The organism is Nocardioides sp. NPDC057577 (genome assembly GCF_042801335.1).
GTDB lineage: Bacteria > Actinomycetota > Actinomycetes > Propionibacteriales > Nocardioidaceae > Nocardioides.
Genome location: NZ_JBHVGB010000002.1, coordinates 57,345 through 82,861, shown reverse-complemented (window position 1 = coordinate 82,861; position 25,517 = coordinate 57,345). Strand labels below are relative to the sequence as shown.

At 70.5% G+C, this 25,517-nt stretch carries 25 protein-coding genes; 11 read left to right on the top strand and 14 right to left on the bottom strand.

Translation table 11 applies throughout. The annotated features are described in order from the left end of the window. The first annotated feature begins 36 nt into the window (after nt 1-36). Nucleotides 37-603, top strand: a complete 567-nt coding sequence (locus ACFU7D_RS00835; protein ID WP_378862047.1) for a hypothetical protein — start codon at nt 37-39, stop codon at nt 601-603. Nucleotides 604-625: 22 nt separating this feature from the next. Here ACFU7D_RS00835 and ACFU7D_RS00830 read toward each other — a convergent pair whose 3' ends face one another. Together ACFU7D_RS00830 and ACFU7D_RS00825 are read right to left on the bottom strand one after the other, a co-directional pair. Beyond that, entirely contained in the window at nt 626-1,288 is a 663-nt protein-coding gene (locus ACFU7D_RS00830; RefSeq protein ID WP_378725165.1) for a response regulator, read from the bottom strand. Between the two features lie 79 nt (nt 1,289-1,367). Further along, entirely contained in the window at nt 1,368-2,558 is a 1,191-nt protein-coding gene (locus ACFU7D_RS00825) for a sensor histidine kinase (protein ID WP_378862042.1), read from the bottom strand. 428 nt (nt 2,559-2,986) lie between these two features. Here ACFU7D_RS00825 and ACFU7D_RS00820 point away from each other — a divergent pair, with 428 nt between their 5' ends. Beyond that, complete coding sequence (locus ACFU7D_RS00820) at nt 2,987-3,433, top strand: hypothetical protein (protein ID WP_378862039.1); 447 nt, start codon at nt 2,987-2,989, stop codon at nt 3,431-3,433. Nucleotides 3,434-3,436: 3 nt separating this feature from the next. Here the strand turns inward: ACFU7D_RS00820 and ACFU7D_RS00815 are convergent, their stop codons facing one another. After that, a complete protein-coding gene (locus tag ACFU7D_RS00815) occupies nt 3,437-3,901 on the bottom strand; it encodes an SRPBCC domain-containing protein (protein WP_378862037.1) in 465 nt (154 codons plus the stop codon). Nucleotides 3,902-3,993: 92 nt separating this feature from the next. Between ACFU7D_RS00815 and ACFU7D_RS00810 the strand changes: the two genes are divergently transcribed. Then, nucleotides 3,994-4,464 (top strand): winged helix-turn-helix transcriptional regulator, encoded by a 471-nt coding sequence (locus ACFU7D_RS00810; protein ID WP_378862034.1) that lies wholly within the window; start codon nt 3,994-3,996, stop codon nt 4,462-4,464. A 70-nt stretch (nt 4,465-4,534) separates the two neighbouring features. Here the strand turns inward: ACFU7D_RS00810 and ACFU7D_RS00805 are convergent, their stop codons facing one another. From ACFU7D_RS00805 to ACFU7D_RS00780, 6 genes are all read right to left on the bottom strand, one after another. Next, entirely contained in the window at nt 4,535-5,836 is a 1,302-nt protein-coding gene (locus tag ACFU7D_RS00805; protein ID WP_378862030.1) for an MFS transporter, read from the bottom strand. Nucleotides 5,837-5,946: 110 nt separating this feature from the next. Then, nucleotides 5,947-6,513 (bottom strand): MarR family winged helix-turn-helix transcriptional regulator, encoded by a 567-nt coding sequence (locus tag ACFU7D_RS00800; protein WP_378862027.1) that lies wholly within the window; start codon nt 6,511-6,513, stop codon nt 5,947-5,949. Between the two features lie 86 nt (nt 6,514-6,599). Beyond that, the gene (locus ACFU7D_RS00795) at nt 6,600-7,724 is read right to left on the bottom strand and encodes a CapA family protein (RefSeq protein WP_378862024.1); all 1,125 of its coding nucleotides are present in this window, start codon (nt 7,722-7,724) and stop codon (nt 6,600-6,602) included. Further along, nucleotides 7,721-8,539 (bottom strand): amino acid ABC transporter ATP-binding protein, encoded by an 819-nt coding sequence (locus ACFU7D_RS00790; RefSeq protein WP_378862022.1) that lies wholly within the window; start codon nt 8,537-8,539, stop codon nt 7,721-7,723. Before ACFU7D_RS00790 ends, ACFU7D_RS00795 begins: the two co-directional genes overlap by 4 nt. Next, nucleotides 8,536-9,432: an amino acid ABC transporter permease gene (locus tag ACFU7D_RS00785; RefSeq protein WP_378862019.1), complete on the bottom strand. Its 897-nt coding sequence runs from the start codon at nt 9,430-9,432 to the stop codon at nt 8,536-8,538. The genes ACFU7D_RS00790 and ACFU7D_RS00785 overlap by 4 nt, the downstream gene beginning before the upstream one ends. Then, nucleotides 9,429-10,340: a transporter substrate-binding domain-containing protein gene (locus ACFU7D_RS00780; RefSeq protein WP_378862016.1), complete on the bottom strand. Its 912-nt coding sequence runs from the start codon at nt 10,338-10,340 to the stop codon at nt 9,429-9,431. The genes ACFU7D_RS00785 and ACFU7D_RS00780 overlap by 4 nt, the downstream gene beginning before the upstream one ends. A 245-nt stretch (nt 10,341-10,585) precedes the next feature. Here ACFU7D_RS00780 and ACFU7D_RS00775 point away from each other — a divergent pair, with 245 nt between their 5' ends. The 5 genes from ACFU7D_RS00775 to ACFU7D_RS00755 are packed head-to-tail and all read left to right on the top strand — an operon-like array spanning nt 10,586 to nt 16,742. Continuing rightward, nucleotides 10,586-11,824 (top strand): CaiB/BaiF CoA transferase family protein, encoded by a 1,239-nt coding sequence (locus ACFU7D_RS00775; RefSeq protein ID WP_378862013.1) that lies wholly within the window; start codon nt 10,586-10,588, stop codon nt 11,822-11,824. Further along, on the top strand, nt 11,821-12,900 hold the full coding sequence (locus tag ACFU7D_RS00770; RefSeq protein ID WP_378862010.1) for a 2-hydroxyacyl-CoA dehydratase family protein: 1,080 nt from the start codon (nt 11,821-11,823) through the stop codon (nt 12,898-12,900). The genes ACFU7D_RS00775 and ACFU7D_RS00770 overlap by 4 nt, the downstream gene beginning before the upstream one ends. Then, nucleotides 12,897-14,141 carry a 2-hydroxyacyl-CoA dehydratase gene (locus ACFU7D_RS00765; RefSeq protein ID WP_378862007.1) on the top strand — a complete coding sequence of 415 codons (1,245 nt, stop codon included), beginning with the start codon at nt 12,897-12,899 and terminating at the stop codon, nt 14,139-14,141. The genes ACFU7D_RS00770 and ACFU7D_RS00765 overlap by 4 nt, the downstream gene beginning before the upstream one ends. Nucleotides 14,142-14,145: 4 nt before the next feature. Continuing rightward, entirely contained in the window at nt 14,146-15,375 is a 1,230-nt protein-coding gene (locus ACFU7D_RS00760) for an MFS transporter (protein WP_378862004.1), read from the top strand. Beyond that, a complete protein-coding gene (locus tag ACFU7D_RS00755; RefSeq protein WP_378862001.1) occupies nt 15,375-16,742 on the top strand; it encodes an alpha/beta fold hydrolase in 1,368 nt (455 codons plus the stop codon). Before ACFU7D_RS00760 ends, ACFU7D_RS00755 begins: the two co-directional genes overlap by 1 nt. Nucleotides 16,743-16,760: 18 nt before the next feature. Here the strand turns inward: ACFU7D_RS00755 and couO are convergent, their stop codons facing one another. Genes couO through ACFU7D_RS00730 form a run of 5 tightly spaced genes read right to left on the bottom strand, consistent with a single transcriptional unit; the run spans nt 16,761 to nt 22,866 of the window. Next, complete coding sequence (gene couO / locus ACFU7D_RS00750; protein ID WP_378861998.1) at nt 16,761-17,651, bottom strand: 4-hydroxyphenyl-beta-ketoacyl-CoA hydrolase; 891 nt, start codon at nt 17,649-17,651, stop codon at nt 16,761-16,763. A 3-nt stretch (nt 17,652-17,654) separates the two neighbouring features. Continuing rightward, the gene (locus ACFU7D_RS00745; protein WP_378861995.1) at nt 17,655-19,175 is read right to left on the bottom strand and encodes a long-chain fatty acid--CoA ligase; all 1,521 of its coding nucleotides are present in this window, start codon (nt 19,173-19,175) and stop codon (nt 17,655-17,657) included. 33 nt (nt 19,176-19,208) lie between these two features. Then, the gene (locus ACFU7D_RS00740) at nt 19,209-20,108 is read right to left on the bottom strand and encodes a 3-hydroxyacyl-CoA dehydrogenase NAD-binding domain-containing protein (protein WP_378861992.1); all 900 of its coding nucleotides are present in this window, start codon (nt 20,106-20,108) and stop codon (nt 19,209-19,211) included. Next, complete coding sequence (locus tag ACFU7D_RS00735; RefSeq protein ID WP_378861990.1) at nt 20,105-22,084, bottom strand: acetoacetate--CoA ligase; 1,980 nt, start codon at nt 22,082-22,084, stop codon at nt 20,105-20,107. Before ACFU7D_RS00735 ends, ACFU7D_RS00740 begins: the two co-directional genes overlap by 4 nt. After that, nucleotides 22,081-22,866: a crotonase/enoyl-CoA hydratase family protein gene (locus ACFU7D_RS00730; protein WP_378861987.1), complete on the bottom strand. Its 786-nt coding sequence runs from the start codon at nt 22,864-22,866 to the stop codon at nt 22,081-22,083. The genes ACFU7D_RS00735 and ACFU7D_RS00730 overlap by 4 nt, the downstream gene beginning before the upstream one ends. Before the next feature lie 84 nt (nt 22,867-22,950). On the opposite strand from ACFU7D_RS00730, the gene ACFU7D_RS00725 reads away from it, so the two are divergent. Genes ACFU7D_RS00725 through ACFU7D_RS00715 form a run of 3 tightly spaced genes read left to right on the top strand, consistent with a single transcriptional unit; the run spans nt 22,951 to nt 25,515 of the window. Then, complete coding sequence (locus tag ACFU7D_RS00725) at nt 22,951-23,370, top strand: MarR family winged helix-turn-helix transcriptional regulator (protein WP_378861984.1); 420 nt, start codon at nt 22,951-22,953, stop codon at nt 23,368-23,370. Between the two features lie 49 nt (nt 23,371-23,419). Continuing rightward, a complete protein-coding gene (locus ACFU7D_RS00720) occupies nt 23,420-24,445 on the top strand; it encodes an ABC transporter substrate-binding protein (protein ID WP_378861981.1) in 1,026 nt (341 codons plus the stop codon). 8 nt (nt 24,446-24,453) lie between these two features. Then, entirely contained in the window at nt 24,454-25,515 is a 1,062-nt protein-coding gene (locus ACFU7D_RS00715) for a FecCD family ABC transporter permease (protein WP_378861978.1), read from the top strand. Nucleotides 25,516-25,517 lie beyond the last annotated feature (2 nt).

Genomic DNA, 25,517 nt, shown 5'->3' with positions numbered 1-25,517 from the left:
TGCCCCCTAGACGAGCCTGTCGCTACGATCTTGGCCATGACAGAGGTCGCCGGAACGGTGTCGCGCGGGGGTGCGCGGATGCACGACCCGCGGGTGTGGGGGACCACGATCGGGGCGGTCGGCGCGACGGTGTTCGTGTTCGCCAACCGTGGGCTCCTGGACGGTGGCTGGCCGACCGCTGCGCTGGCCGCATGGGTCCTGGCGCTCACCGCGTACGTCTGGGCTGTCTTCGTGGTTCCCCGGCGGTTCACGCCCCCTGAGCAGGTGGGGCCGCTGGCCGGGCTCGTCTACCTCGCCGGGATTGCTTTCATGCTTCTCGGCATCTTCCTCGGCCGCAAGCTCCTGGAGGCCCAAGGACTCGAGGGGGCGGAGGGGGCGGTGATCGCCTTCTTCGTGGGGGCGCACTTCCTGCCGTACGCCCGAGCCTTCCACGCGCCGCTGTTCATCACGATCGGGACGACCCTGATGACGATCGGCGCGGTCGGCCTCCTGCTCGCGGCGGTCTGGACGGTGACGGCGGGTGCGGCGGCCGCCGTGATCGCGGGACTCGCCATGCTGGGCATCATCGCCCTGGACGCGTGGCGCACCCGGCCCGCTCGGTAGCCCGCCGACTTCTGGGACGCCCCTAGACGTGCGGCGCGACGAGGCCGCTCTCGTAGGCGAAGACGACGGCCTGGGCGCGGTCGCGCAGACCGAGCTTGCCGAGGATGCGGCTGACGTGGGTCTTCACGGTCTGCTCGGCGAGGAAGAGCTCGGCGGCGATCTCGCTGTTGGAGCTGCCGCGGGCGATGTTCTCGAGTACCTCGCGCTCGCGCTCGGTGAGCTGCTTGAGCCGAGGGTCCGCCTTCCGGCGACGTGGCGCGCGGGCGAACTGCGCGATCACCTGCCGGGTCACCGACGGCGAGAGCAGGGCCTCGCCGGCATGGACCACGCGGATCGCGGCGGCGAGCTCGTCGGGCGAGGCGTCCTTGAGCAGGAAGCCGCTGGCACCGAGGCGCAGCGACTCGTGGACGTACTCATCGGCGTCGAACGTGGTCAGCATGACCACCTTGGTCTGCGCGGTGGCCGGGTTCTCGGAGAGCTGGCGGAGCGCCTCGATGCCGTCCATCACCGGCATCCGGACGTCCATCAGCACCACGTCGGGATGCGTACGCCGCACCACCTGCAACGCCTCGGAGCCGTCCGCCGCGGTGCCGACGACCTCGATGTCCGGCTGCGTGCTGAGCAGCGCCACGAAGCCCGAGCGCACCATCTCCTGGTCGTCGACGACCACGATCTTCACCGTCACGCCGCCACCCCCGTCGCGCGAGCGCCAGAATACGGACGCGGCGGCGTGTTGTACTCATGGTTCACTCGCATGCGCTCGCTCACGGGGTCTTCCTACCGCGTTTGGCCGGGGTGCGCACCGCCGTTTGCGTGGGGAGTCGCGCCTCGACGACGAAGTCGTCGGCGGAGGGACCGGCGGTGAGACTGCCACCGACCGCGCCGGCCCGCTCGCGCATCCCGATCAGTCCATGACCCCCGGCGCCGTCGGCAGCGGCCGGGACTGCGCCGTCGAGCGCGTTGGCGACCCGGATATCGAGGTCCTCGTCACCGACCGTCAGGTCGATGATGACCGGCTCGGACGGCGCGTGGCGGCGGGCGTTGCTGAGCGCCTCCTGCACGATCCGGTAGGCCGCGGTGCCGACCTCGGGGGCCACGTCGGTGAGCGCGGGCAGCTCCCCGCGCACCTCGACCCGCTGCCCGGTCCCGCGAGCGCTCTCGAACAGCTCGCCCAGTCCATCGATGCCCGGCACCGGGACCCGGCCCGACTGCCCCTCCTCGGTACGCAGCACGTCGAGCACCCCGCGCATCTGCCGAAGCGCCGAGGCCGCCAGATCCGCGATCTCGGCGAACTCCGCCTCCGCCGCCGGACTGACGTCGTCGACCCGGTGCGGTGCCGATCTGGCCTGGACGGTGATCAGCGACATGTTGTGAGCGATCACGTCGTGGAGCTCACGCGCGATGCGCGCCTTCTCCTCGACGACCGAGCGGCGCTCGTGCTCCTCGCGCAGGGCGCTGCGCGACTCGGAGAGCCGCCTGGCGACCGTGGCGAGAGCGCCCAGCAGCAGCGCGAGCGAGGCGAAGTTGGCCACCTCGATCAGTGAGGGGACGAGGTCGTTCCAGGCCAGCCCGACCACCGCCAGGACCACTCCGACAGCGACCTGGATGCCCAGGGTGATCGCGGCCAGCCTCCACCCGGCGACCAGGGTCAGCACCACCAGCACCAACAGCTGGGTCAGCGTCGGCGGCGCGACCATCCACGGCCAGCCTTCCGGGCTCTGCCGCGCGACCGCCACCGCAGCCACGGTGACCGCGACCAGGGAGAGCCCGGCAGCCTCCACCGGGCGCCGGAGCGCCAACGGGATCGAGGCGGCATGCGTGGCCCCGAGCAGCAGCGCGACCCCGCCCGCGACCTCGTAGGGGTCGGTGGTCAGGACCGCTGCCTCCACGATCCCGAGCACGGTCGCGGCGACGTACAACGCCAGACGGCCGCGCCCGGTCCAGGTCTTCAGCATGATTTCAGTAATACCAGGACGGACGATGCGTGACACGTACTCCAGACAAGCCCCTGCACGCTGAACCGACCCGAGTGCTTGTGGGGTGAACGAAGATTCGTTCACGTCACCAGGGCGAACGAAGATTCGTTCACGTCACCAGGGCGAACGAAAGTTCGTTCGTCCGCCGAAGGTTGGGGGCGGCGCCGCCCAGGTCGGCGCGTGCCGGCCGGGTGTGTCGGCCGGAATCCACCAACCCGAGGTTCTTTCCAGTCAAGCGCGCCGCCTTCGCTGGAACGCACGATGTCGTCATGACTGGTTGCCCTAGCTCGACTGCCGAGGGCTCGACTTCGGCACCGTCGCTGCACGGATGGGAGCCGCCCTCCCGAGCAGCTCCCGAGGACCCAAAGTGACCACTCATCGCCAGTGGACGTGGTGGACTACCTGCCGTGGTCTTTCTCGTCCTGATCGTGATCGCCCTGCTCGCCGTGCCGGTGGGCTTCATGACGTACGGCGCCCTCACCGTCCGCGGGCAGCGACGAGCGCTCACGGCGTTCCGGGCGACGGCGCATGCCTATTTCACCCGGCCACAGATGGGGATGTGGAAGCTCTCCGCCACGGTCCTCGTGGTCAGCCCCGACGAGGTGTCCGTCTGGAAGAGCGGCCCGGGGCAGCCGACTCGGCTGGTCGCGCTTCCCGGCCGGGGCGCGACCGTCGAGGCGGCCGAGGTCAGGATCAACACCGCGAGGGTCGTCGAAGGATTCGTCATCACCTCCGCCGACGGCCGCAGTGTCCCCCTCACCCTCTGGCCCGAGCCGACGATGGGTGTCGCGAAGCCGCACACCGGCGCGCTGCTCGTACGGACGATCGAGGAGATCCGGGGCATCCTCGCCTGAGCGTCACCGGGCCACCGCGGCCTTGTCCTCGTCCTGCGTGCGGATGGTGCCCTCACTGGACTCGATCCGGCCCTTGAGGCTGACAGTGATGTAGTGGGTCCAGGCGTCGTAGCAGACGTCGAAGCACTCGTCCCCGCGCCCGAGGCCCTCGTGGGTGAAGGTCACCCGGGTCTGGTCGCCCTCGCGGACGATGTCGAAGCGTCCGGTCGTGCCGATCCACTCCTTCTTGTCGGCGATGAAGTCGAGATAGCCGTCGGTGAACTCCCACACGACGCGCTCCCCCGGGACGAGCTCCGCCACGCGCTGCTTGGAGAAATGGATGTCGGGCACCAGGTAGAACCACTCGGCACCGACCTGGTCGGTGGGCCCGGCGATGTGGTGCCCCCACCAGGAACGTACGTCGTTGATGGCCTCGTACGCCTCCGCCGGTGTGGCGTCGACGGTGAAGGTTGCGGTCAGGTCGCTCATAACTGTCTCCTCGGAATGTGACTTGCATCATGCAAGCACCACCGTAGACATCCACACTTTCATCATGCAAGTGATTTGCTAGAGTCGTCCCCGTGCTCGGAAAGACGTACGACGGCCAGATCTGCTCCATCGCCCGCTCCCTGGAGATCGTCGGCGAGCGATGGACCCTGCTGATCCTGCGGGACGCGATCTTCGCCGGGGTCACGCGCTACGGCGACTTCCTGCACAACCTCGGCATCGCCACGAACATCTTGAAGACGCGCCTCGCCACGCTCGTCGAGACCGGCCTGATGACGCGTGACGACGCCGGTGACTACCGGCCGACCGCGAAGGCCCAGGGCCTTCGGCCGGCGCTGATCGCACTCACAGAGTGGGGAGACACCTGGTTCGCCCCCGACGGCCGACCCATCGACTACCTGCACGCCGACTGCGGCGAGCCCGTCCACCTCGAGACCCGATGCGAGCAGCACGGACCCGTCCCTCCGGATCAGGTCGCGGTGCGGCCTGGCTCGGGCATGCCCGCGGAATACCTCGCCGCCCGGCGGCCGGTTCGGGACCGATAGCGCCTCGACGATCCACGTCGACTCACCGTGCCCGCCGCGGTTCACACGGCGGGCGCGGTGGGCCATGGGGTCAGGCGTCGACGAGCTCCCGGGAGCTGGTCTCCCCGAGCCGGACCAGGGAGAACACGCTCAGCAGGCAGAAGGCTGCGATGACAGTGGAGAGCATGACCGTGCTCGCGCCGGCCTTCTGCAACGAGGCGAAGAGCAGCGGCGAGAGCCCGGCGCCCATGCCGGCGAGCTGGTAGCCCAGCGAGGCACCGGTGTAGCGCGAGGAAGTCTTGAAGACCTCGCTCATCAGCGCGGCGAGCGGGCCGTAGAAGGCGGCGTGGATGACCGACTGACCGAGGACCACCGCGAGCACCAGCAGCGCGACCGACCCGCTGTCGAGCATCGGGAAGAGCAGGTAGGCGAAGACCGCGGTGGCCGCGGCGGCGGTCAGCACCACAGGTCGCCGCCCGACCCTGTCGGTGAGCGCGGACCAGCCGATGATGCCGATGACCGCACCGGCAGAGGAGACCGTCAGCGCGTTGAGCACGGTGGGGCGCTCGAATCCGGCACCGAGGGCGTACGAGATCAGGAAGGTGGTCAGCGTGCCCTGCACGACGAAGGCACCGAGCCCGACGCCGACGGCCAGCAGGAGCGTACGCGGGTGGTTGCGGAGGACCTCCAGCAACGGCGTCTTCGCCTCGGCCTTGCGGTCCTTCATGGCCTCGAAGGCGGGCGACTCGGTCACGCTGAGGCGGATCCACAGACCGACCCCGAGCAGGACGATGCTGAGCAGGAACGGCACCCGCCAGCCCCATGCGGTGAACTGCTCGGGCGTGGTGACCGAGGCCATCACCGCCATCACCGCGGTCGAGAGGACCATGCCGGCCGGGGCGCCGGCGTTGGTGAACGAGGCCCACAGCCCACGTCGGGAGGTGGCGTGCTCGGCGGTGATCAGGACCGCGCCACCCCACTCGCCGCCGATCGCGACACCCTGGACCACCCGGAGCAGGACGAGAAGGACAGGCGCGGCCGCACCGATCTGGCCGTACGTCGGCAGGCAGCCGATCAGGAAGCTGACCACACCCATGATCAGCATGGTCAGGACCAGCATCTTCTTGCGGCCGAGGCGGTCGCCGAAGTGGCCGAAGACCACACCTCCGAGCGGGCGCGCCAGATAGCCGGCCGCGAAGGTGCCGAAGGACGCGATCGTGCCGGTCACCGGGTCGAGGTTGGAGAAGAAGACCTCATTGAAGACCACGGCCGAGGCGGTGGAGTAGAGCAGGAAGTCGTAGTACTCGATCAAGCTGCCCGTGAAGCTGCTGGCGACGATCCGGCCCATCTGCGTACGTGGACCGGTCGTGCTTCCGCCGGAGGTGAGGGTCATGTGGGGGCTCCATTCAGGATTCCTGTTTATCAGGATTCCTGGCAATTGTGAGTGACGCGCATCACGCCCGTCAACCCACTGCGGAGTCAGACCCGATGCAGCCCTCGGACCTAGGCGCCCTCAGCGCTTCCTGCGCGCTGCCCCGCACGCAGCCGAACCGCTTCGCGCTCGGTGTCCTCGTCTCCGAAGTAGCCACCGGCCAACACCTCGGCCGCATGGTGGAGCGAAGAGAGCAAGAGACCGCGCTCGGCAGCCGGCATCCCCGCATAGATGCGGTCTTCGACGGCGATCATCTCGGCCAGGCAGGCGTTGAGCTTCGCGAGCCCTTCCTCGGTGAGGCGCGCCAGCCTGATCCGCCGGTTGTCGGGGTGCGGGGTCCGCTCGACCAGACCGCGCGAGACCAGGTCGGACAGCACGAGATGAGCGGCCTGGGAGGAGACGAACATCAGCCGCGCGAGATCGGCGTTCGACCTCGGTACGTGGTCGCTCAGGATCAGGAGCATGCGGTACTCCGAGACCGAGATCGAATGCCGCGCGGCGATCAGCTCGGTCGCCCGCTGGAGTGCGCGCGCGAGCCGCTGGGAGACGTATTCGATCCTCGAGAACGCCGCCGTGGGAAGCCGCTCCGGTCCGACGGGCGCCGCCGGGCGCGGCGTGGCCGCAGGCTCTTCAGACATCGGGTGAACCACTTTCAGATCAGGACGAGTGCGGGAGCGCGATCGGGGTCCGAGTCTCCCATGAGGCTCTCGCCGGGTAGCGGGGATCAGGACACGACCACCGCCTTCCCGTCGTCCGCCCAGCGGAACCTCGTGGTCAGCCCGGCCGTCCGGGAGATGCCCTCGATGTAGGCGACCACGGAGTCGCCCTCGCCCTGCGTCAGCGGGGTCGGCCGCGCCTCCTCGTCGATCCAGCACGGGACGAAGGAGGGCTGCACGCGACCGTCCTCGTCGACGTCGATCACCGCGATCGCCGTGTTCCGGCTCTCCGGATGGAACGGGTACGCCGGCATGGTGGGGTCGGGCTCGAAGCCGTACAGCTCCCGGCGCCGCTTCGCCCAGGCGCGCAGCTCCTCGGAGTCGTTGTCGGCGTCCGGGGTCAACGCGTCGGTGACCGTGACGAAGTTGCCGAGCCCGTGGAAAATCGCAGCGCCCCGATAGATCTCGATGCCGCGCATGATGTGCGCGTGGTGGCCGACCACCAGGTCGGCGCCGGCGTCGACGGCCGCCCTGGCGACCTCGAACTCGTAGTCGGCGATCACCGCCGGCGTGTGACCGATCCCCTTGTGGAGGGCCACCACGACGACGTCGACCCGTTCGGCCAGCGCGGCGATCTGGTCGGTCATCGCCCGCAGCGACGTCTTGTCGCAGAACGTGTAGACGGTCGGCGGATTGCCCGGGTTGGCGTCGTCGAGCTCGTAGTGGGTGATCACCTTGACGTACGCCGCACCGGCCTTGAGGCTCGTCGCCCACGACTCCCGCGGGCCCACGCAGTTGTAGCTGAGCACACCGACCGTACGGCCCCGGACGGACGTCACCACCGGGGCGACCGCGGCGCCGAGGTTCGCACCGGTGCCCGTCGTCGCGATCCCGTAGGCGGCGGCCGACTCGATCGTGTCGATGACGCCCTTCGTACCGAGGTCGAAGGCGTGGTTGCCCGCGGTCGTGCCGATGGTGAAGCCGGCCTGCGCCATCGCGCGGAGCGCCTCCGGGTCGGCCGGCGGGGACGGGACGGTGATGCCTGTCGTCTCGGTCGAGGTCGTGTGCGGCACCTCGATCTGGCCGATGGCGACGTCGGCGGCGCGCAGGAGCGCCGAGCTGGGCCCGAAGAGCTTCTCGGTCTCGGGCTGCTGCAGCACGATGTCGCCGACTGCGGCGATGCGTACGGTCATGACGACACCTTCTCGAGGTCGACCGGCGGGCGGCGCTCGCCGGAGTAGCGGGACAGGAACGCACGAAGCCGCTCGCTGCGAGGATCGGAGAAGAACCGGTCCGAGGGCCCCTCTTCGACGACCTTGCCCTCGGCCATGAAGACACAGCGGTCAGCGACGTCGCGGGCGAACTCCATCTCGTGCGTGACCACGACCATCGTCATCCCGGTCTCGGCGAGGTCCTTCATGACCTGCAAAACCTCCCCGACCAGCTCCGGGTCGAGCGCGCTGGTCGGCTCGTCGAACAGCACCACTCGGGGCCGGGTGGCGACCGCCCGGGCGATGGCCACGCGCTGCTGCTGACCACCGGAGAGGTGGCGCGGATGCGCGTCGGCCTTGTCCGACAGGCCGACCCGCTCGAGGAGGTGGCGGGCGCGCTCCTCGGCCTGCCGTCGGGTCTGACCGTGGACGGAGACGGCCGGCTCGGTGATGTTCTTGAGCACGGTCCAGTGCGGGAACAGGTTGAACTGCTGGAAGACCATGCCCATCCGCCGGCGCTGTACGCACACCCTGCTGTCACGCAGCGTGCGGTGACCGCCGCGGTGCGCCTCGTAGCCGAGCAGCTCGCCGTCGAGGAACATGGCACCGCCCTCGATGGTCTCGAGCTGATGGATGCATCGCACCAGGGTCGACTTGCCCGAGCCCGACGGCCCCAGCACGGCGACGACCTCCTGCTCGTTCACCTCGAGATCGACGCCGTCGAGCGCCACCTTGTCGCCGTAGTGCTTGCGTAGACCCTGGACCCGGATCACGGGTTCCGTCGGTGCCTGTGTCATGCGGGATCCCCTTCCAGGGAGCGGGCGCGGGCGGACGTGGACCGGTCGTAGCCGCGGCCGAGCCGCCTCTCGATACGGCGCTGCACGAGGGTCAGCAGCGTGACGACGATGAGGTACCAGATCACGGCCACGATGAGCAGCGGGACGACCTGGTAGGTCCGGCCGTAGATGATCTGCACGGAGTAGAGGAGGTCGGTCAGGGTGATCACGCTGACCAGGGAGGTGCCCTTGAGCAGCGCGATGAACTGGCTCCCCGACGGCGGCACGATCACCCGCAGCGCCTGCGGGAAGACCACCTTCCAGAACGTCTGACGCCCCGAGTAGCCCATCGCCCGGGCCGCGTCGCGCTGTCCGTCGTCGACCGACATGATCCCCGCCCGGATGATCTCGGCCATGTACGCACTCTCGTGCAGGCTCAGGCCGATGATCGCGGCGGTCAGCGGCGTGATGAGGTCGTTGACGGACCAGGACGCGAACCCGACCGAGAGACGCGGCACGAGGTAGGCGAGGTTGAACCAGAAGATCAGCTGCACGAGCGGAGGTACGCCCCGCAGCAGACCGACGTAGAGCTGGCAGGTCCACCGGATCGGGCCGAAGTCGCTCAGCTGGCCGGCGGCCGCCGCGGTGCCGATGGCGGTGCCGAGCGCCATGCAGACGACGGTGAGGAGGAGGGTCATCCCCAGCCCGGACATCACCGACGGGTCGAACATGAGGTCCGCGACGACGGCCCATTCGAACCTGGGATTGGTGGCCGCCCACAGCAGGACCAGAACGGCGGCGACCGCGAGCGCCACCACGGACGCCAGCCGCCCCGGCCGGAACCTCGGCCGAGCGGTCGCCGCGTCGGGTCGCGCCGAACCCGGCTGCGCGAGGAGCGTGTCAGCCACCGTCATGAGGGCTCACGCTTCGTGGTCGGGTTGATCAGCGGCTTCTCGACGGCCACCGGCTCCAGACCCCACTCCTCCAGCACCTGCTGGTAGTCGCCGTTGTCGAAGATGTTCTGGAAGGCCTCGTACAGCGTCTCTCCCAGGCCGCTGTCCTTCGGGGTCAGCAGGGCCAGCAGACTCACGCCCGATCCCTGGGCGTCGGTCTGCGTGACGTAGCCGTAGGTCTCCTCAGCGGCCGTCACGTCGAGCGCGGCGGTCTCGGTCATCCCGGCGACGTCCGCTCGGCCGCTCTTCACCGCCAGGAGCGTGGCGTTGGTGTCCGCGTAGTCGGCGCGCTCGTTGGCCGGCTCACCCTGCTCGGTGCACCAGGTGTTGAGCTTCTCGACCTCGCTCTCGGTGATGCTGCCGCCCACGATCGCGATCGTCTGGCCGCACGGTGCCTCGTCCCCGGCGAGCCCACCGGCGTTCTCCGTCGGGAAGACGTACGCCGTCCGGGTCTGCAGCCAGGTGATGGCGTCGAAAGCAGCCTCGCGTTCCGGGTTCGCCTGCACCGGCCCGTTCCAGGCCTGCCACCGACCGGACTGCATCCCGGTCAGCATGCTGGGCATGGACTGGGCCACCTCCATCCGCACGGGTACCCCGAGCTGCTCGCCCAGCACCTTCCACAGGTCGGGGTCGATGCCGGTGACCTCGCCGTCCTTCTCGACGGTGCGATAGGGCGGGTGCGCATCGCCCACGACCACCAGCTCCCCGGCGTTCTGGACGTTCTTCGGCAGCGCGTCGTAGAGCGGGGCGTCGGTGTCCACCTTCCCCGAGGCCGCGCCCGACTCGTCGGCCGCGCTGCCGCCGCAGCCCGCGAGAAGGGCTGCGGCGAGGGCGATCGAGACGAGTGAGGCAGTCGTCCTTACCTGCATGGTGCACTCCAGTTCGGTCGTGATCCAGTCGTGCCGGAGGTCGTGTGACGTACGGCACTTCTCATGTGACTTGATATCAGCATCAGTCAGGGATCCTGTCAATAGCTTCGCGTAAATTTGTCGGAAGACGCTCCGGTACGGCGAGAAGGGCTTCCAAGGGCCATTGCCTTGTGGACTCACGAATCTCCGTGATATCAAGTTGCTTGATATTGAATGCCAGGAACCCTGAGAAGCCGAGGTGTGACATGAGTTCGGGACCTTTGGCCGGAAAGACCGTCATCGATCTGACGACAGCGCTCGCCGGCCCGTACGCGACACTGCTGCTCGCCGGCCTCGGCGCGCGGGTGATCAAGGTGGAGAACCCCACGAGGGGCGGCGACTCCTCCCGCAACAACTCGCCGTACCTGACCGCCGACGGGCTGCGGCTGCGGCGCTCCTCGCCGGACGACATGTCGGTGTCGATGCTGTCGCGCGGCCGTGGCAAGGAGAGCATCACGCTCAACCTGAAGCAGCCGGAGAGCAGGCAGGTCTTCCTCGACCTCGTCCGCAACGCCGACATCGTCGTCGAGAACTACAGCGCTGGGGTGACCGAACGGCTCGGCATCGACTACGCGGCCGTCCGTGCGGTCAACGACCGCGTCGTCTACACCTCCATCAGCGGCTTCGGCGCCCAGGGCGTGGCGGGCGACGGCAAGGCGATGGACACGATCATCCAGGCGCTCAGCGGCGTGATGATGACCGCGGGCGAGCCCGGTGACCCGCCCGTCCGGTTCGGGCTGCCGATCGGTGACCTGGTCGCCCCGCTGTTCGCGGTCATCGGCACCCTCGCCGCCGTCCTCGACGCCGAGCGTACGGGCGAAGGACAGCACGTCGACGTCTCCATGCTCGGCAGTCTCACCTCGCTGGTCGCCTGCGAACCCTTCGACGCCCTGGAGTCGGTCGGCTTCCCGTTGCGTACGGGTTCGCTCGTGCCCCGGCTCGCCCCCTTCGGCACCTTCCGCGCGCACGACGGCTGGTTCGCCATCTGTGCCCCGACCGACGCCTTCGCGAGCGGCGTCCTCGCCGCGATCGGTCAGGCGGACCTGGCCGACTCGGACCTGTTCGGTACGCGGGACGCCCGCGTCGCCAACGCCGACCTCCTGCATCGGATGATCGGCGATTGGGCGGCCGGACGAACCCTGGCGTCGGCGCTTGCCGCGCTGGAGGCCAGCTCGGTGCCCGTCGCTCCGGTGCGTGACACGGCTCAGGCGGTCCGCGACGAGCTCGTGACGGGGCGTGGCGAGGTCACGCCGCTGGTGCACCCGAAGTTCGGGCACCACGACGGCCTCTACGGCAGCGGGATCCCGATGGTCTTCTCCCGCAGCCAGGTCGACATCACCGCTCCGGCTCCGGGCCTGGGCGAGCACACCGAGAGCGTGCTCGGCGACCTGCTCGGCTACGACGCCGACCGGGTCGAGAAGCTCCGCGAAGCCGGTGTCCTGTGACCGGCGCCGGCGCGCCACGGATCGGCATCGTCGGCGACGACGTCCCCCGCCAGCTTGTGCTCGCCGCCGGTGCGGTCCCGCAGCGCCTGCTCGGGTCCTGGCACGAACCTGTCTCCGCGGAGACCGCCGAGCTGCTGGGCACCGTCGACGCAGCCACCGGGCGGGTCCTGGACGACCTGTTGTCCGGCCGGCACGACGATCTCGCCGCACTGGTGGTCTGCCATGACTCGCAGACCAACCTCCGCATCTTCTACGTCCTGCGCATCCTCGCCCGGCGCGGGCGCCTGCCCTTCCCGGTCCACCTCGTCGACGCTCCCCGCCTGGACAGCCCGGCGGCCCGGCGATTCGTGGGGAGGCAGTACGCCCGTCTGCTCGACTTCTGCGAACAGGTCACGGGCCGGCGCGCCGACATCGGGTCGCTCCACCGCGCGGCCGAGCGGGAGCGGGCTCTGGGACGTGCACTCGAGACGATGCGCGAGCGTCGCCGGTCCGGTGGCTGTGCGGGCTCAGCGGCTCTCCGGGTCTACCGCGCCGCGGTCGCCATGCCGCCCGAGGAGGCGGTCGCCGCGGTGACCGAGGCCCAGGCTTCGACCGCACCGGGCGCGACACCCGTCTTCGTGACCGGGAGCAACCACCCCGACCCCGGCGTCTACGACGCCCTGGAGCGAACCGGAGACGTCGTCGTGGTCGGCGAGGACCACGACACCGGCGACCTGGCCTGGCTCGGTGTCGCCGTCGAGGCGCCCACCGTCGGCGAGGTGATCGACGGGTTGGCGGCCGGGCATCTCGCCCGCCCGGCCGCTGCCACGCGTGGCCTGGCCGCGGCACGAGCGGCGTACACCGCCACGTGCGCCGAGCAGACCGGAGCGAGGGCGGCGTTGGCGCTGGTGCGTGAGCACGACGACGCCTCGGCCTGGGACCTGCCCGACCAGCGGCTGGCGCTCGGTCGCCTCGGGGTCCCGCTCGTGGCTCGCACCCGTATCCGGTCGGCCGAGGACCCGGTCACCGCGGCCCAGGAGAGCGTCGCCGAGATCCGGGCCGGGCTCGCATCCACAGCAGGAGGAATCCACTCATGAGCCGGCTCGAAGCGGCCCGCGCCGCGACGCAGCATCAGAAGCAGTGGTTCGCCGAGACGGCGCGGCGCGCCCGCGAGGGCGACCCGATCGCGCTCGTCAACGCGGATGCGCCGCACGAGGTGTTGCGCGCGTTCGACGTGCCGTACGTCGTCAACCAGTGGTGGGCCTCGATCATCTCCGCCAAGCGCCTCGGGCCGGCGAGCATGCGCCTGCTGGCCGACACCGGCCTGCCGGACCACAGCCAGCAGTACGACGCCATGCCGCTCGGCGCCCAGATGCTGCCGATCGAACAGCAGCCGTGGGGCGGGCTGCCCGACCCGGCGTTCGCGATCGCGGACAGCCATGGCGACGTGACCCACAAGATCTTCGAGCAGTGGGGCCGCCGGCCCGGGACCGAGACGTACCTGCTCTCGCGCACCGCGGCCGACCCGGTGCCGCCGCGATGGTGGGAGCTGGTGCCGTACGAATGGGAGGCGGCGTTCGGCACCGATCGCCTCGATCTCCTGCAGAGCGAGATCGAGGACCTGATCGGCTGGCTGGAGGAGCGCACCGGACGCGCCTTCGACGAGGACCGCTTCGCGGAGATCATGCGGCTGGCCAACGAGCAGGCCGAGTGGAACCGGCGCACGCGGGACCTCCTCGCCACCGCCCGACCGGCACCGGTCCTGGTCAACGACACGATGCCGGCGGTGATGGTCCCGCAATGGCACCGGGGCACGCAATGGGCCGTCGATGCGGCTCGCCGGCTGCACGACGAGGTGGCCCGGCGGGTCGACGACGGTGTCGCCGTCTGCCCCGGGGAGCGCCGGCGGCTGATGTGGATCGGTCGTGGCCTGTGGTCCGACCTCGACCTCTACCAGCGGTTCCACGAGGAGTTCGGCGCGGTGTTCGTGTGGTCGATGTACCTGGCGATCGCGGCGGACGGCTACGTCCGCTACGGCCCCGACCAGCTCCGGGCGCTCGCGGCCCGGTTCGTCGGCCTGACCGACCTGCTCTACGTACCGCCGTGGTCGGCGCAGTGGTACGTCAAGGAGGCGCTGGCTCACGGCGTCGACGGCGTCGTGCATCTGGTCGCCGACGACACCCCGGGCGGTCGGTTCATCTCCGAGGCCCTTGAGGCGGAGGGCATCCCGGTGCTGGAGATCCGCGCCAACAACGCCGACTCGCGCTCGAGCGGCGCGGCTCGCATCCCCGAGCGGATCGCCGACTTCCTGCGCGATCGGGTGCCCGCGAGGGACTGACCTGATGACGTACGCCGGGATCCTGTCTCCGCTCGCCCAGCCGGACTTCCGCCGATACTTCGTCGGGCAGGTGGTCACGAACGTCGGCACCTGGTTCCAGAATCTCGCGCTGTCGCTGGTGGTGCTCGAGGCGACCGGCAGCGCCCAGGCCCTCGGCGGCGTGACCTTCGCGCAGTTCCTGCCGATCCTGCTGCTCAGCATCCACGCCGGCCGGATCGTCGACCGGGTCAGCTCACGAGCCGTCCTGCTGATCGGCGCAGCACTGTCGGCCGTCGTGGTCTCGCTGCTCGCCGTCGCGGTCTCGGCAGATGCCCCGAGCCTGCTGGTGATCTACGGCCTGGTCGCCTGCCTCGGAGCGGTGAACGCCTTCGAGCGCGTCGCCGCCCAGGCGATCATCCGGTCGCTGGTGAGCGCGGACCGGCTCGGCCGGGCGGTGTCTCTGAGCACGATCGCGGTGGCGGCCGGGCGCTCGATCGGGCCCGGCCTGGCCGGGCTGCTGTTCCAGGCGGCCGGCCCGGTCGTGTGCCTGCTGGCGAACGCCGCCTCCTTCGTGCTCGTGTGGGTCCTGCTGCTCTTCGTACGTCCTCGCGAGGACCCTCCGATGCGGCACCTCGACCTCGGGACCGGCCGGGTCGCAGGGCTCCTGGCGGATCCGTCGCTACGGCTTCTGCTGGTCGTCAACGCCGTGATCGCGCTGCTGGCGCTCAACCTGAACATCGTCCTCACCTCCGTGGTGACGCTGACCTTCGACGGATCGGCGACGAGCGTCGGCCTCAACCACGCCCTCAACGCCGTCGGCGCCGTGGCCGGAGGCCTGGTCGCGACCGCGCTGCCCAGGGTGTCGACGGCGACGCTCGCCGCGGGCTGCGCACTGCTCGGCGCCACCTTGTTCACCAGCGCGCTGCCCGGCACGCTCGCGGTCTTCCTCGCGCTCGCCCCCGTGCTCGGCCTCGGCTTCGGCTTCTACACCGCCGTCATCAACGCGGTCGCCCAGGCCGCGGCACCGGCACGAGCGGTCGGCCGCGTGATGGCTCTGATGATGCTGGGCAACGTCGGGATGGCGCCGTTCGGTGGCCTGATCAGCGGCTGGGTCATCGACCGGACCTCCGGGCGGGTGTCGCTGCTGACGGGTGCCGCGGTGGCTCTGACCTGCGCGTTCGCCGTCGCCCTCCATGCCCTTCGTCGTGGCGAGAGCCGCCTCGACGTACGACCCCACCAGGAAAGTGAGCTGTGATGAACCTGCACTCAAGACCGAGAACCACGATCGCCGCAGCGGTCGCTGCGGTCGTGGCGGCGCCGGCACTGCTGGCCGTCGGCACCCCCGCCATGGCAGCGAAGGAGACCACCGTGATCAGCGGACGCCTCGACGACTCGACGCCCTACCGCTTCCTGGTCCCGGACGACTGGAACGGCACCGTCTTCGTCGACCTCGACTTCGCCGGCTCGGCCACCGCCTCCCGAACGGCCGAGCGTCTGGTCGAGCAGGGCGCGGCGTACGGCGGCACGACCCGCACCGTGACGGGATGGAACATTCCCGGCGCCCTCGCCAACCAGGTGGAGGCGCTGGACCGGTTCGAGGACGCCGCCGGCGAGGCCGACCGGCGGATCACGATGGGCAGCTCGATGGGTGGGTTCGTCGCCGCCGGCGTCGCCCAGCACTACCCGGACGCGATCGACGGTGTCGTCTCGATGTGCGGCGGGCTGTCCGGCACCGTCTCGCAGTGGAACCAGAAGCTGGACACCGTCTTCGTCCTCTCGACGCTGCTCGATCCCGCCGGCACCCTGCCGGTCGTCGGGATCCCGGAGGACGTCAAGGGGTCGATCGCGGCCTGGCAGCAGCGCGTCGCCGAGGCTCAGCAGACTCCCGCCGGGCGCGCCCGGATCGCGCTGGCCGCCACCATCGGCCAGCTGCCGGCATGGTCCGAGTCGGAGCCGCGGCCCGAACCCCGGGACACCGAGGCGTACCAGCGGGGTTGGTACGGCGCCCTGGCCGCCGACTCGCTCCCCTACATCGGCCAGGCGATGAGCAGCCGACGGACCTTCGAGGCCCTGGTCGGCGGCAACCCGTCGTGGAACACCGGCGTCGACTACGCCGAGCAGCTCGCCGGCGCCTCGCCGGAGGCACGCCGAGTGGTCTCCCGGCTCTACCGGCAGGCCGGGCTGTCGCTCGCGGCCGACGTCTCGCAGGTCGACGACGCCGACCGGATCAGCGCCGATCCCGCCGCCGTGGAGCGCTTCGCGCTCGGGACCGAGTTCGACGGCCGGATCAGCGTGCCGGTCGTGACGATGAGCAACATCGGCGACCAGATCTCGACGGTCGCCCAGCAGAGCGAGTATCAGGACGAGGTCACCCGGGCAGGCAACGCGTACCTCCTGCGCCAGACGTACGTCGAGGCGCCGACCCACTGCGGGTTCACCGACGCCGAGCGCGTCGCGGCGGCCGACCTGCTGCTGCACCGGCTCGACACCGGCGCATGGCACGGCCGGGAGACTCCGGCCCGGATGAACCGGGTCGCGGAGTCCTTCGACCTCGGACCGGCCCGGTTCATCCCGTTCCGGCCGGACGCGTTCAACCGGCCGTACTCACCCGACTGGTCGTGAGCCCCGCCCTGCGCCTGCTCAGACCAGCCCGAGCAGGCGCAGGGCGTTGTCCTTCACCAGCAGAGGGCGGACCTCGTCCTTGATCTCGAGCTTCTCCAGGTCGGCGAACCAGCGATCGGGGGTGATCACCGGGAAGTCGGAGCCGAAGAGCACCTTGTGGCGCAGCGGGCCGTTGAGCTGCTTGACCAGCTGCGGCGGAAAGTACTTCGGCGACCAGCCGGACAGGTCGATGTGCACGTTGGCCTTGTGGGTGGCGATCGAGATCTGGACGTCGACCCAAGGGACGGCGGGGTGAGCCATCACTATTTGCAGGTCGGGGAAGTCGGCGGCCACGTCATCGAGGAGCAGCGGGTCGGAGTAGCGCAGCTTGATGCCGCGGCCGCCGGGCAGGCCGGCCCCGATCCCGGTCTGGCCGGTGTGGAAGAGGGCGACCACGCCGAGCTCCTGCAGGGTCGCCCACAGCGGGGTGTGCTCCGGGTCGTTCGGCGAGAAGGCCTGCAGACCGGGATGGAACTTGAAGCCGCGTACGCCGAGGTCCTCGACCAGTCGTCTGGCCTGCTTCACGGCGGCCTCGCCCCGGCGAGGGTCCACCGAGCCGAACGGGATCAGCACGTCGGCGTGCTCGGTCGCGCGCTCGGCGATCTCCTCGCTGGACAGCGGCGGGTGGTCGAGGCCGGTCGAGGCGTCGACGGTGAAGATCACCGCGGCCATGTTCCGCTCGCGGTAGTAGGCGGCGAGGTCGTCGACGGTCGGGGTGCGGGGGTGGTCGCCGCGGAAGTAGGCCGCCGAGGCGTCCATCAGCTCCTGGTCGAGCGAGAGATGGCCGTGGTGGTCGGCCTCGACGTGGGTGTGCATGTCGAGGGCTCGGATCGACCTGGTGTCGATGCGGGGTTCGTAGGGGGTGGGCATGCGTCATGCTCCTTTCGGGGTGCCGTACAGCTCGCGGACCCGGGACTTCAGCAGCTTCCCGGAGGCGTTGTGCGGGATCTCGTCGACGAAGACGACGGCCTTGGGGATCTTGTAGCGGGCGAGCCGTCCGTCGAGGTGTTTCAGCAGGTCGTCCTGGTCGAGGGCGGAGTCCGGGCGGCGTACGACGACGGCTCTGCCCACCTCACCCCAGCGCTCGTCGGGGACGCCGATGACGGCGGTCTCGGCGACGTCGGGATGGGTGTAGATCGCCTGCTCGACCTCGGCCGGATAGACGTTCTCGCCACCGCTGATGAACATGTCCTTCACCCGGTCGACCACGTAGAGGAAGCCGTCGTCGTCGAGCACCGCGACATCACCCGTACGCAGCCAGGGACCGTCGAACGCAGCCTCCGTCGCCGCTTCGTTGTGCCAGTAGCCGGGAGTCACGTTGGGGCCGCTGACGTGCACCTCGCCGGCCTGGCCGGGTGCCGCCTCGGTGTTGCCGGGCGCCACGACGCGTACGTCCGTGAAGAAGCAGGGGGTGCCGGCCGAGCCGAGCTTGTCGAGGCCGTCGCCGGCACGCAGCATGGTCGTCCCCGGGGACGCCTCGGTGAGGCCGTAGCCCTGGATGATGTGCAGGCCGCGGCTCTGCCAGGTGTCCAGGAGCGTGCGCGGGATCGGCGCACCGCCGCTCAGGGCCGAGCGGAGACTGTCGAGGTCGGCGCTCGCCCAGGTCGGCTCCTGGGCGAGGGCCTGGTACATCGAGGTGACGCCGAAGAGCAGGGTGACCCGCTCGCGCTCGATCGTCGCGATCGCGGCCGCCGGGTCGAAGCGGGCCGCGATGAGGGACGTCCCGCCCTTGAGGAAGGTCGGGAGCAGCATCTGGTTGAGCGCCGCGGTGTGGAACAGCGGGGCGGTGACCAGGGCGATCTCGTCGGAGCGGATGTCGACGTCGACGAGCAGGTTGAAGGCGTTCCAGGCGATGTTTCCGTGCGTCAACATCACGCCCTTGGGGCGGCCGCTGGTGCCGGAGGTGTACTGGATCATGAAGACGTCGTCCGGCCCGACCTCGACGTCGATCCGCTCCTTCGACGGCACCGCGAGGGTGCCGAGGCCGTGGCCGCCGGCGGCGGTGAACCGATGGCTCGGCAGGCCCATCGCCGCGACCGCCTCTGCGGCGACCGACGCGTCGAAGTCGTCGGCGTGGATCAGCAGCACCGGCTCGGCGTCGGCGAGGATCCAGGCCAGCTCGGGCGGCGCCAGCCGGGTGTTGAGCGGCAGGAAGACGGCGCCGAGCCGGGCGGTGGCGAAGAGCGTGACCGCGAGCTCGATCGAGTTCAGGCCCAGGAAGGCGACCCGGTCACCCGCCGCGACGCCGCGGGCGCGCAGCCCGTGGGCGACCGCCTCGACGAGGCGGTCGACCTCGGCGTACGTCACCACCGCGTCGTCCTGGACGAACGCCCGCGCGCCGGGGGTCATCCGGGCCCGTCGGGCGGGCCACGATCCGATGCCGCTGTCCAACATGTCGATCCTCGTTCGTCTCGTGGGCTCGGGGTCTCAGCCGAGCCCGAGGTCGGTCTTGATCTCCAGCAGTCGCCGCAGGGCCTGGTCACGGCGCGCGACCAGGTCCTCGGCGGAGGTCCCGTCGAGCTCCTCCTCGACCCCGTCGACCAGCTTCTCGACCAGCCCGGCGGTGAGCGTCGGGTGGCCCAGGTCGTCCCACCAGTCGACCATGGGCGGGCCGAGGTGCTCGAGCACGTGGCCCAGCCCGCCGGGGCCGCCGGAGAGGTGCTGGGTCGCGAACGGTCCGAGCAGCGACCAGCGCAGCCCCGGCCCGTCGGCGATCGCGGTGTCGATGTCGGCGACCGAGACGATGCCCTGGTCGACCAGGTGGTAGGCCTCGCGCCACAGCGCCGCCTGGAGCCGGTTGGCCACGTGCCCTGGGACCTCGCGGCGGATGTGGATGGGGCGTTTGCCCAGGTGGCGCAGGGTTTCCAGGACGGCCTGGGTGGCCTCCGGCGACGTCGCTCGCCCGCCGACGACCTCGACCAGCGGCACCAGGTGCGGCGGGTTGAACGGGTGGGCCACCAGCACCCGCTCGGGGTGGTGCGTGCAGGCGTCCTGGAACGAGCTGGGCATCAGGCCCGAGGAGCTGCTGGTCAGCAGCACCTCGGGTGGTGCGGCCGCATCGAGCGTCGCGAAGATCTCGCGCTTGACCTCCAGCCGCTCCGGCCCGCTCTCGAGCACCAGGTCCGCGGCCGCGCCGACGCCCTCGAGGCCGTCCGCGAACCGCAGCGCACCCTCCGGAACCAGCGCGCGCAGCCGCTCCTCGGCGCCCTCGGCCGGGTCCCAGGCGACCACGTCGAGCCCGTGCTCGAGCCCGAGCACCACCCAGCTGACCCCGATCGCACCGGTGCCGACGACCCCGAGCGTACGAACGTTCTCACCGCTCCTCATGCCGTCCTCCTGCTCAGCGCGCCCGAGGCCGCCAGTGCGACGAACGGGTCGAGGGAAGCTGGATCGGCGAGGGCGTCGCGACTGGCGACGTCCTCAGGACGTACGCCCTGCAGGATGCGCTTGGCCGGCAGCTCGAGCTTCTTGCCGGTGAGGTTGCGCGGCACCGCGGGCACCTCGATCACCTGGTCGGGGATGTGCCGTGGAGAGAGCGCCGAGCGCAGCGCACGGACCAGTCGGGTCCGGAGCGGGTCGTCGAGTCGGGAACCCTCGTCTGTGACCACGAAGAGCAGCAGCTCGCCGTTGCCGCCGTCGGGGTCCTCGAGATGGACGACCAACGAGTCGGCGACACCGTCCACCTCCTCGGCGACGCGGTAGAACTCGGCCGTGCCGAGGCGTACGCCGCCGCGGTTGAGGGTCGCGTCGGAACGGCCGGCGACGTGGCAGCTGCCGTTGTCGTGGAAGAGGATCCAGTCACCGTGGCGCCACACGCCGGGAAAGTGGTCGAAGTAGGCCTCGCGGTAGCGAGACCCGTCGGAATCGCCCCAGAAGCCGACCGGCATCGAGGGCATCGGCGAGGTGATGACCAGCTCGCCGAGCTCGCCGGTCACCGGGCGGCCGGACTCGTCGAAGGCGTGGGCGTCGACGCCGAGGCAGCGGCCGGAGATCTCCCCGGCGTAGACCGGGAGCAGCGGGTTGTTCTGCACGATGCCGGAGCAGACGTCGGTGCCGCCGCTGCCGACGTTGATCTGCGCTCCGGGAAGCTGGTCGGACAACCAGGCGTAGCCCTCCGGCGGCAGCGGCGCCCCGGCCGAGCCGAGGACGCGGATCCGTAGGTCACCGAGTTCCTTCAGATCGACACCGGCCTTGCGGCAGGCCATCACGAACCCCGGGCTGGCGCCCATGACCGTCGCCCCGGTCGAGGCCGCGAGCCGCCACTGCCAGGTCAGGTCGGGGTGCATCGGGTTGCCGTCGACCATGACGATCGAGGAGCGCACCAAGAGCGAGGACACCAGCGCGTTCCACATCATCCAGGCGGTCGTGGAGAACCAGAGCATCCGGTCCTTCGGCCCCATGTCCCACGAGAGCGCGTGGTTCTTGAGGTGCTCGAGCAGGATCCCGCCGTGACCGTGGACGATCGCCTTCGGCCGCCCGGTGGTGCCGGAGGAGAAGAGCACCACCAACGGGTGGTCGAAGGGCACCGGTTCGAAGGCCGGCTCGGCCTCGTCCTCCGACGCCAGCAGAGCAGTCCAGGAGAGCGCGTCCTCGACCCGGTGCTCGCCGTACTCGACGTCGACCACGTGCCGCACCGACGGCAGCTCGGCCCGGATCTCGGCCACCTGCTCGCGCCGGTCGACGTCCTTGGCGCCGTAGCGGTAGCCGCCGGCGACCAGCAGCACGACCGGCTCGATCTGGGCGAAGCGGTCGATCACGCTGCGCGGCCCGAACTCGCTCGCGCACGACGCCCAGGTCGCGCCCAGGCTCGCCGTGGCGAGGTAGGCGACCAGGGCCTCGGGGATGTTGGGGAGGTAGCCGGCGACGCGGTCGCCGCGGCGTACGCCCAGCCTCGCCAGCGCCGCCCGCGCCCTGGCCACCTGGTCACGCAGGTCGCCGAAGGTCAGCTCGACGTCGTCACGGGTCTGCGAGCGGCCGAGCACCGCAACCCGGTCGAGATCAGCGTCGGTGCCGAGCGCGTGCTCGGCATAGTTGAGCAGCGCCCCCGGGAACCAGCGCGCCCCGGGCATCTCACGAGAGGCCAGGACGGCGTCGTACGCAACATGGCTCCGAACGCCGAAGAACTCCCACACCGCCGACCAGAAGCCGTCGAGGTCGGTCACCGACCAGCGCCACAGCTCCTCGTGGGTCGTCATCTCCACCGAGCGCTCGCGGGCGAGCCAGGCCAGGAACTCACCGACCCGGGACGTGGAGAGCACGTCGGCGGGAGGCGACCAGACGACATCACCCTGCTCGATGCTCACTGGTCCGTCACCTTCTTGGCTCGGCCGTCGAGAAAGTCCTGCATCCGGCCCTTGGCGTCGTCGGTCCCCTGCGCGATCGCAGCCATCAGCGACTCCATCAGGAAGCCGTCTCGGGGGTTGGCCTCGGCGATGCGCGGCAGCGCCTGCACGACGGCGAAGTTGGTCTGCGGCGCGTTCTGCGCGATCCGGCCGGCCAGCTCGAGGGCGGTCTTGCGGCCGGTGCCGTCGGCCACGGCGTACTGGCTCAGGCCCAACGTCAGCCCCTCCTGCGCGTCGTAGCGACGGCCGGTCAGCATCATGTCGACCATCCGGGAGACCCCGATGAGCCGCGGGACGCGCACCGAGGCGCCCCCGCCGACGAAGAGCCCGCGCTGCCCCTCGGGCAGGGCGTAGAAGGTGGACTCCTCCGCGACCCGGACGTGCGCGGCGGCGGCGAGCTCCAGCCCGCCCCCGACCACCGCACCCTTCAGCGCCGCCACGACCGGGACCGGCCCGAACTCGATCTTCTCGAAGACCCGGTGCCACATCCGCGAGTGGCTGACGCCGGCGAGGGTGTCGCGCTCGGTCATCTCGGCCAGGTCGAGCCCGGCGCAGAAATGGTCGCCGTCCGCGTCGATGACGACGGCGCGTACGTCCGGCTCGAGGCCATCGAAGAACCGCTCGATCCCGAGCACCGCCTCGTCGCTGAGCGCGTTCCGCTTCGCGGGCCGGGCGAGCGTCAGCACCGCGATGTCGTCGATGCGCTCCGCCCGTAGGGCGTCGGGCAGGGGGGTTCCGGGCATGATGAACTCCTCATGATTGACAGGAATCCTGATAATCTCAGAAGTAGGCTCCTCCCGCAAGCGCGGCGATGCTTGAATGACCGCATGACCGACGCACCCCTGCTGCTCTACGTCGTCAAGCAGCTCGAGCTCGCCACCCGAGCCCGCCTCGACGCCGTCCTGAAGGAATCAGGGGTCACCGCCCTGCAGTACACCGCCCTCTCGGTGCTGGAGCGCCGCCCCACGATGAGCGCGGCCGACCTGGCCCGCGCATCGTTCGTACGTGCCCAGTCCGCCGCCGATCTCATCGGCGCCCTCGAGCGCCGCGGTCTCATCGAGCGCCGCATCGACCCCGACAACCGGCGCCGCATGCTGATCAGCCTCACCACCGAGGGGCGAGCCTTCCTCGACACCTACGATCCTCGCGTCGAAGAGCTGGAGGAGCAGATGCTGGCCGATCTCGGACCCGAGGACCGCACGGCCTTCCGTACGTTCCTCGACAGCTCCCGCCGGGCACTTTCCTAGTCAACCGGATCCATACCCACCCGGGGTCGATTTAGGTTAGCCTCACCTCATGAGCCCCCACCTCGCCGCAGCCACGGCCGCTGCCGCTGCCCTGGTCCTGGCGTTGTCCGCCTGCTCCTCCGACATCGCCGACGACGACGGCGCGAAGCCGGCATCCGGAGCGTCCTCGGTTCCCGACGGCCCGTGGAGCTTCACCGACGGCTCGGGCGAGGTCGTGAAGACCGACGAGACGCCGACCCGGATCATCGCCCACGCCCCCGCGGCCGCCGCACTGATCTCCTATGGGATCCGCCCGGTCGGCATCTACGGTGACGAGTCGGTCGAGACCGACCCGAACCTGGACGGCGTCGACCTGACCGACATCGAGATCCTCGGTGAGGAGTGGGGCTCGATCGACGTCGCCAAGGCGTCCACGCTGAGCCCGGACCTGATCGTGGCCGACTGGTGGCCGGCCGAGAAGGCACACTCGGGCCTGGAGAACGGCACCAAGGCGAAGAGCAAGAAGCTCGCCGAGCTGGCCCCGGTCGTCGGCCCGTCCCAGGGCGGCTCGATCCTCAACCTGGCCGAGGGCTACGAGGACCTCGCCGAGAGCCTGGGCGCGGACGTCGAGAGCGCCCAGGGCGCCCAGGACAAGGAGGCCTTCGAGAAGGCCCGCGACGGGTTCATCGCCGAGATGAAGGACAAGGACCTGACCGCGCTGGCGGTCTCCCCCGCCGACGACCTGCTCTACGCCGCCAACCCGGAGTACGCCCCGGAGCTGCTCGACTTCACCGAGTGGGGCCTGCAGGTCGTCACGCCCGACTCGCCCGACCCGGACTTCCCCTACTGGGAGAACCTGAGCTGGGAGAACGCCGACAAGTACCAGCCCGACGTCCTGCTGATCGATAGCCGCACCTTCGTGGACGCCACGAAGACGGCCGAGGGACAGCCGACCTGGACGTCCATCCGCGCGGCGAAGGAAGGCCAGGTCATCGAGTGGCCGGCCTTCTGGCTGCACACCTACGCCGACTACGCCGACGCTCTGACCAAGCTGACCGCCGACCTCGCCGACGTCGACGACAGCATCGGCGACTGACCCCGGCGGTGACCGCCTCCGTCGCCACCGCGACACCGACACCAGCACGACGGCGGCGGGCCTCCGGGCTCGCCGTCGGCCTGCTGCTGCTCGTCGCACTCGTGCCCGTCCTCGCCTTCCTCAGCGTGACCCTCGGGTCGCGCGACATCGCGCTGAGCGAGGTCCTCGACGCGTTCCGACCCGAGAATGTGCTCAGCATGCAGGCCACCTCGGTCGAGGACACCGTGACCGTACGCCTGCGGGTCCCCCGGACCGTGCTCGGACTGCTCGCCGGCGCGGCTCTCGGGATCGCGGGGACACTGCTGCAGGGACTGACCCGCAACGCCATCGCCGACCCGGGAATCATGGGCGTCAACGCCGGCGCCGCCTTCGCGGTGGTCGGCTCGATCACCCTGCTCGGCATCAGCTCGCTCGGGTTCCACGTCCTCGCGGCGTTCGCCGGGGCGCTGGCGGCGACCGTGCTCGTCTATGCCGTCGGATCGCTGGGGCGTGACGGCGCGACGCCGGTGAAGATGGCCCTCGCCGGGGCCGCGATCACCGCGGGGTTGACCGCGGTGACCACCGGGCTGCTGCTGACCGACCTCGACGCCCAGCAGCAGTACCGCTTCTGGCAGGTCGGCTCGCTGGCCGGCCGCTACGCCCCGATCGTGACGGGCGTGGCCCCGTTCCTGCTGGTCGGCGTCGTCCTGGCGCTGCTGTGCGGTCGCTGGCTCAACGCCCTGGCCCTGGGCGACGACGCCGCCCGTGGGTTGGGCGTCTCCCTGACCAGGACCCGGATCCTGTCGTTCCTCGTCGTCGGGCTGCTCTGCGGTGCGGCGACCGCGGCGTGCGGTCCCATCGTCTTCGTCGGTCTGGTGGTGCCCCACGTGGCGCGCTTCCTGTGCGGTCCCGACTACCGCTGGGTCCTGCCCTACTCGATGGTGCTCGGTGCGCTGCTGCTGCTCGGCGCGGACGTCCTCGGGCGGGTCCTCGGCGGTACCGGCGAGCTCCAGGTCGGGGTGGTCCTCGGCATCATCGGCGCCCCGTTCTTCGTGCTCCTCGTCCGCTACGCCCGGCTGGCGGACCTATGAGC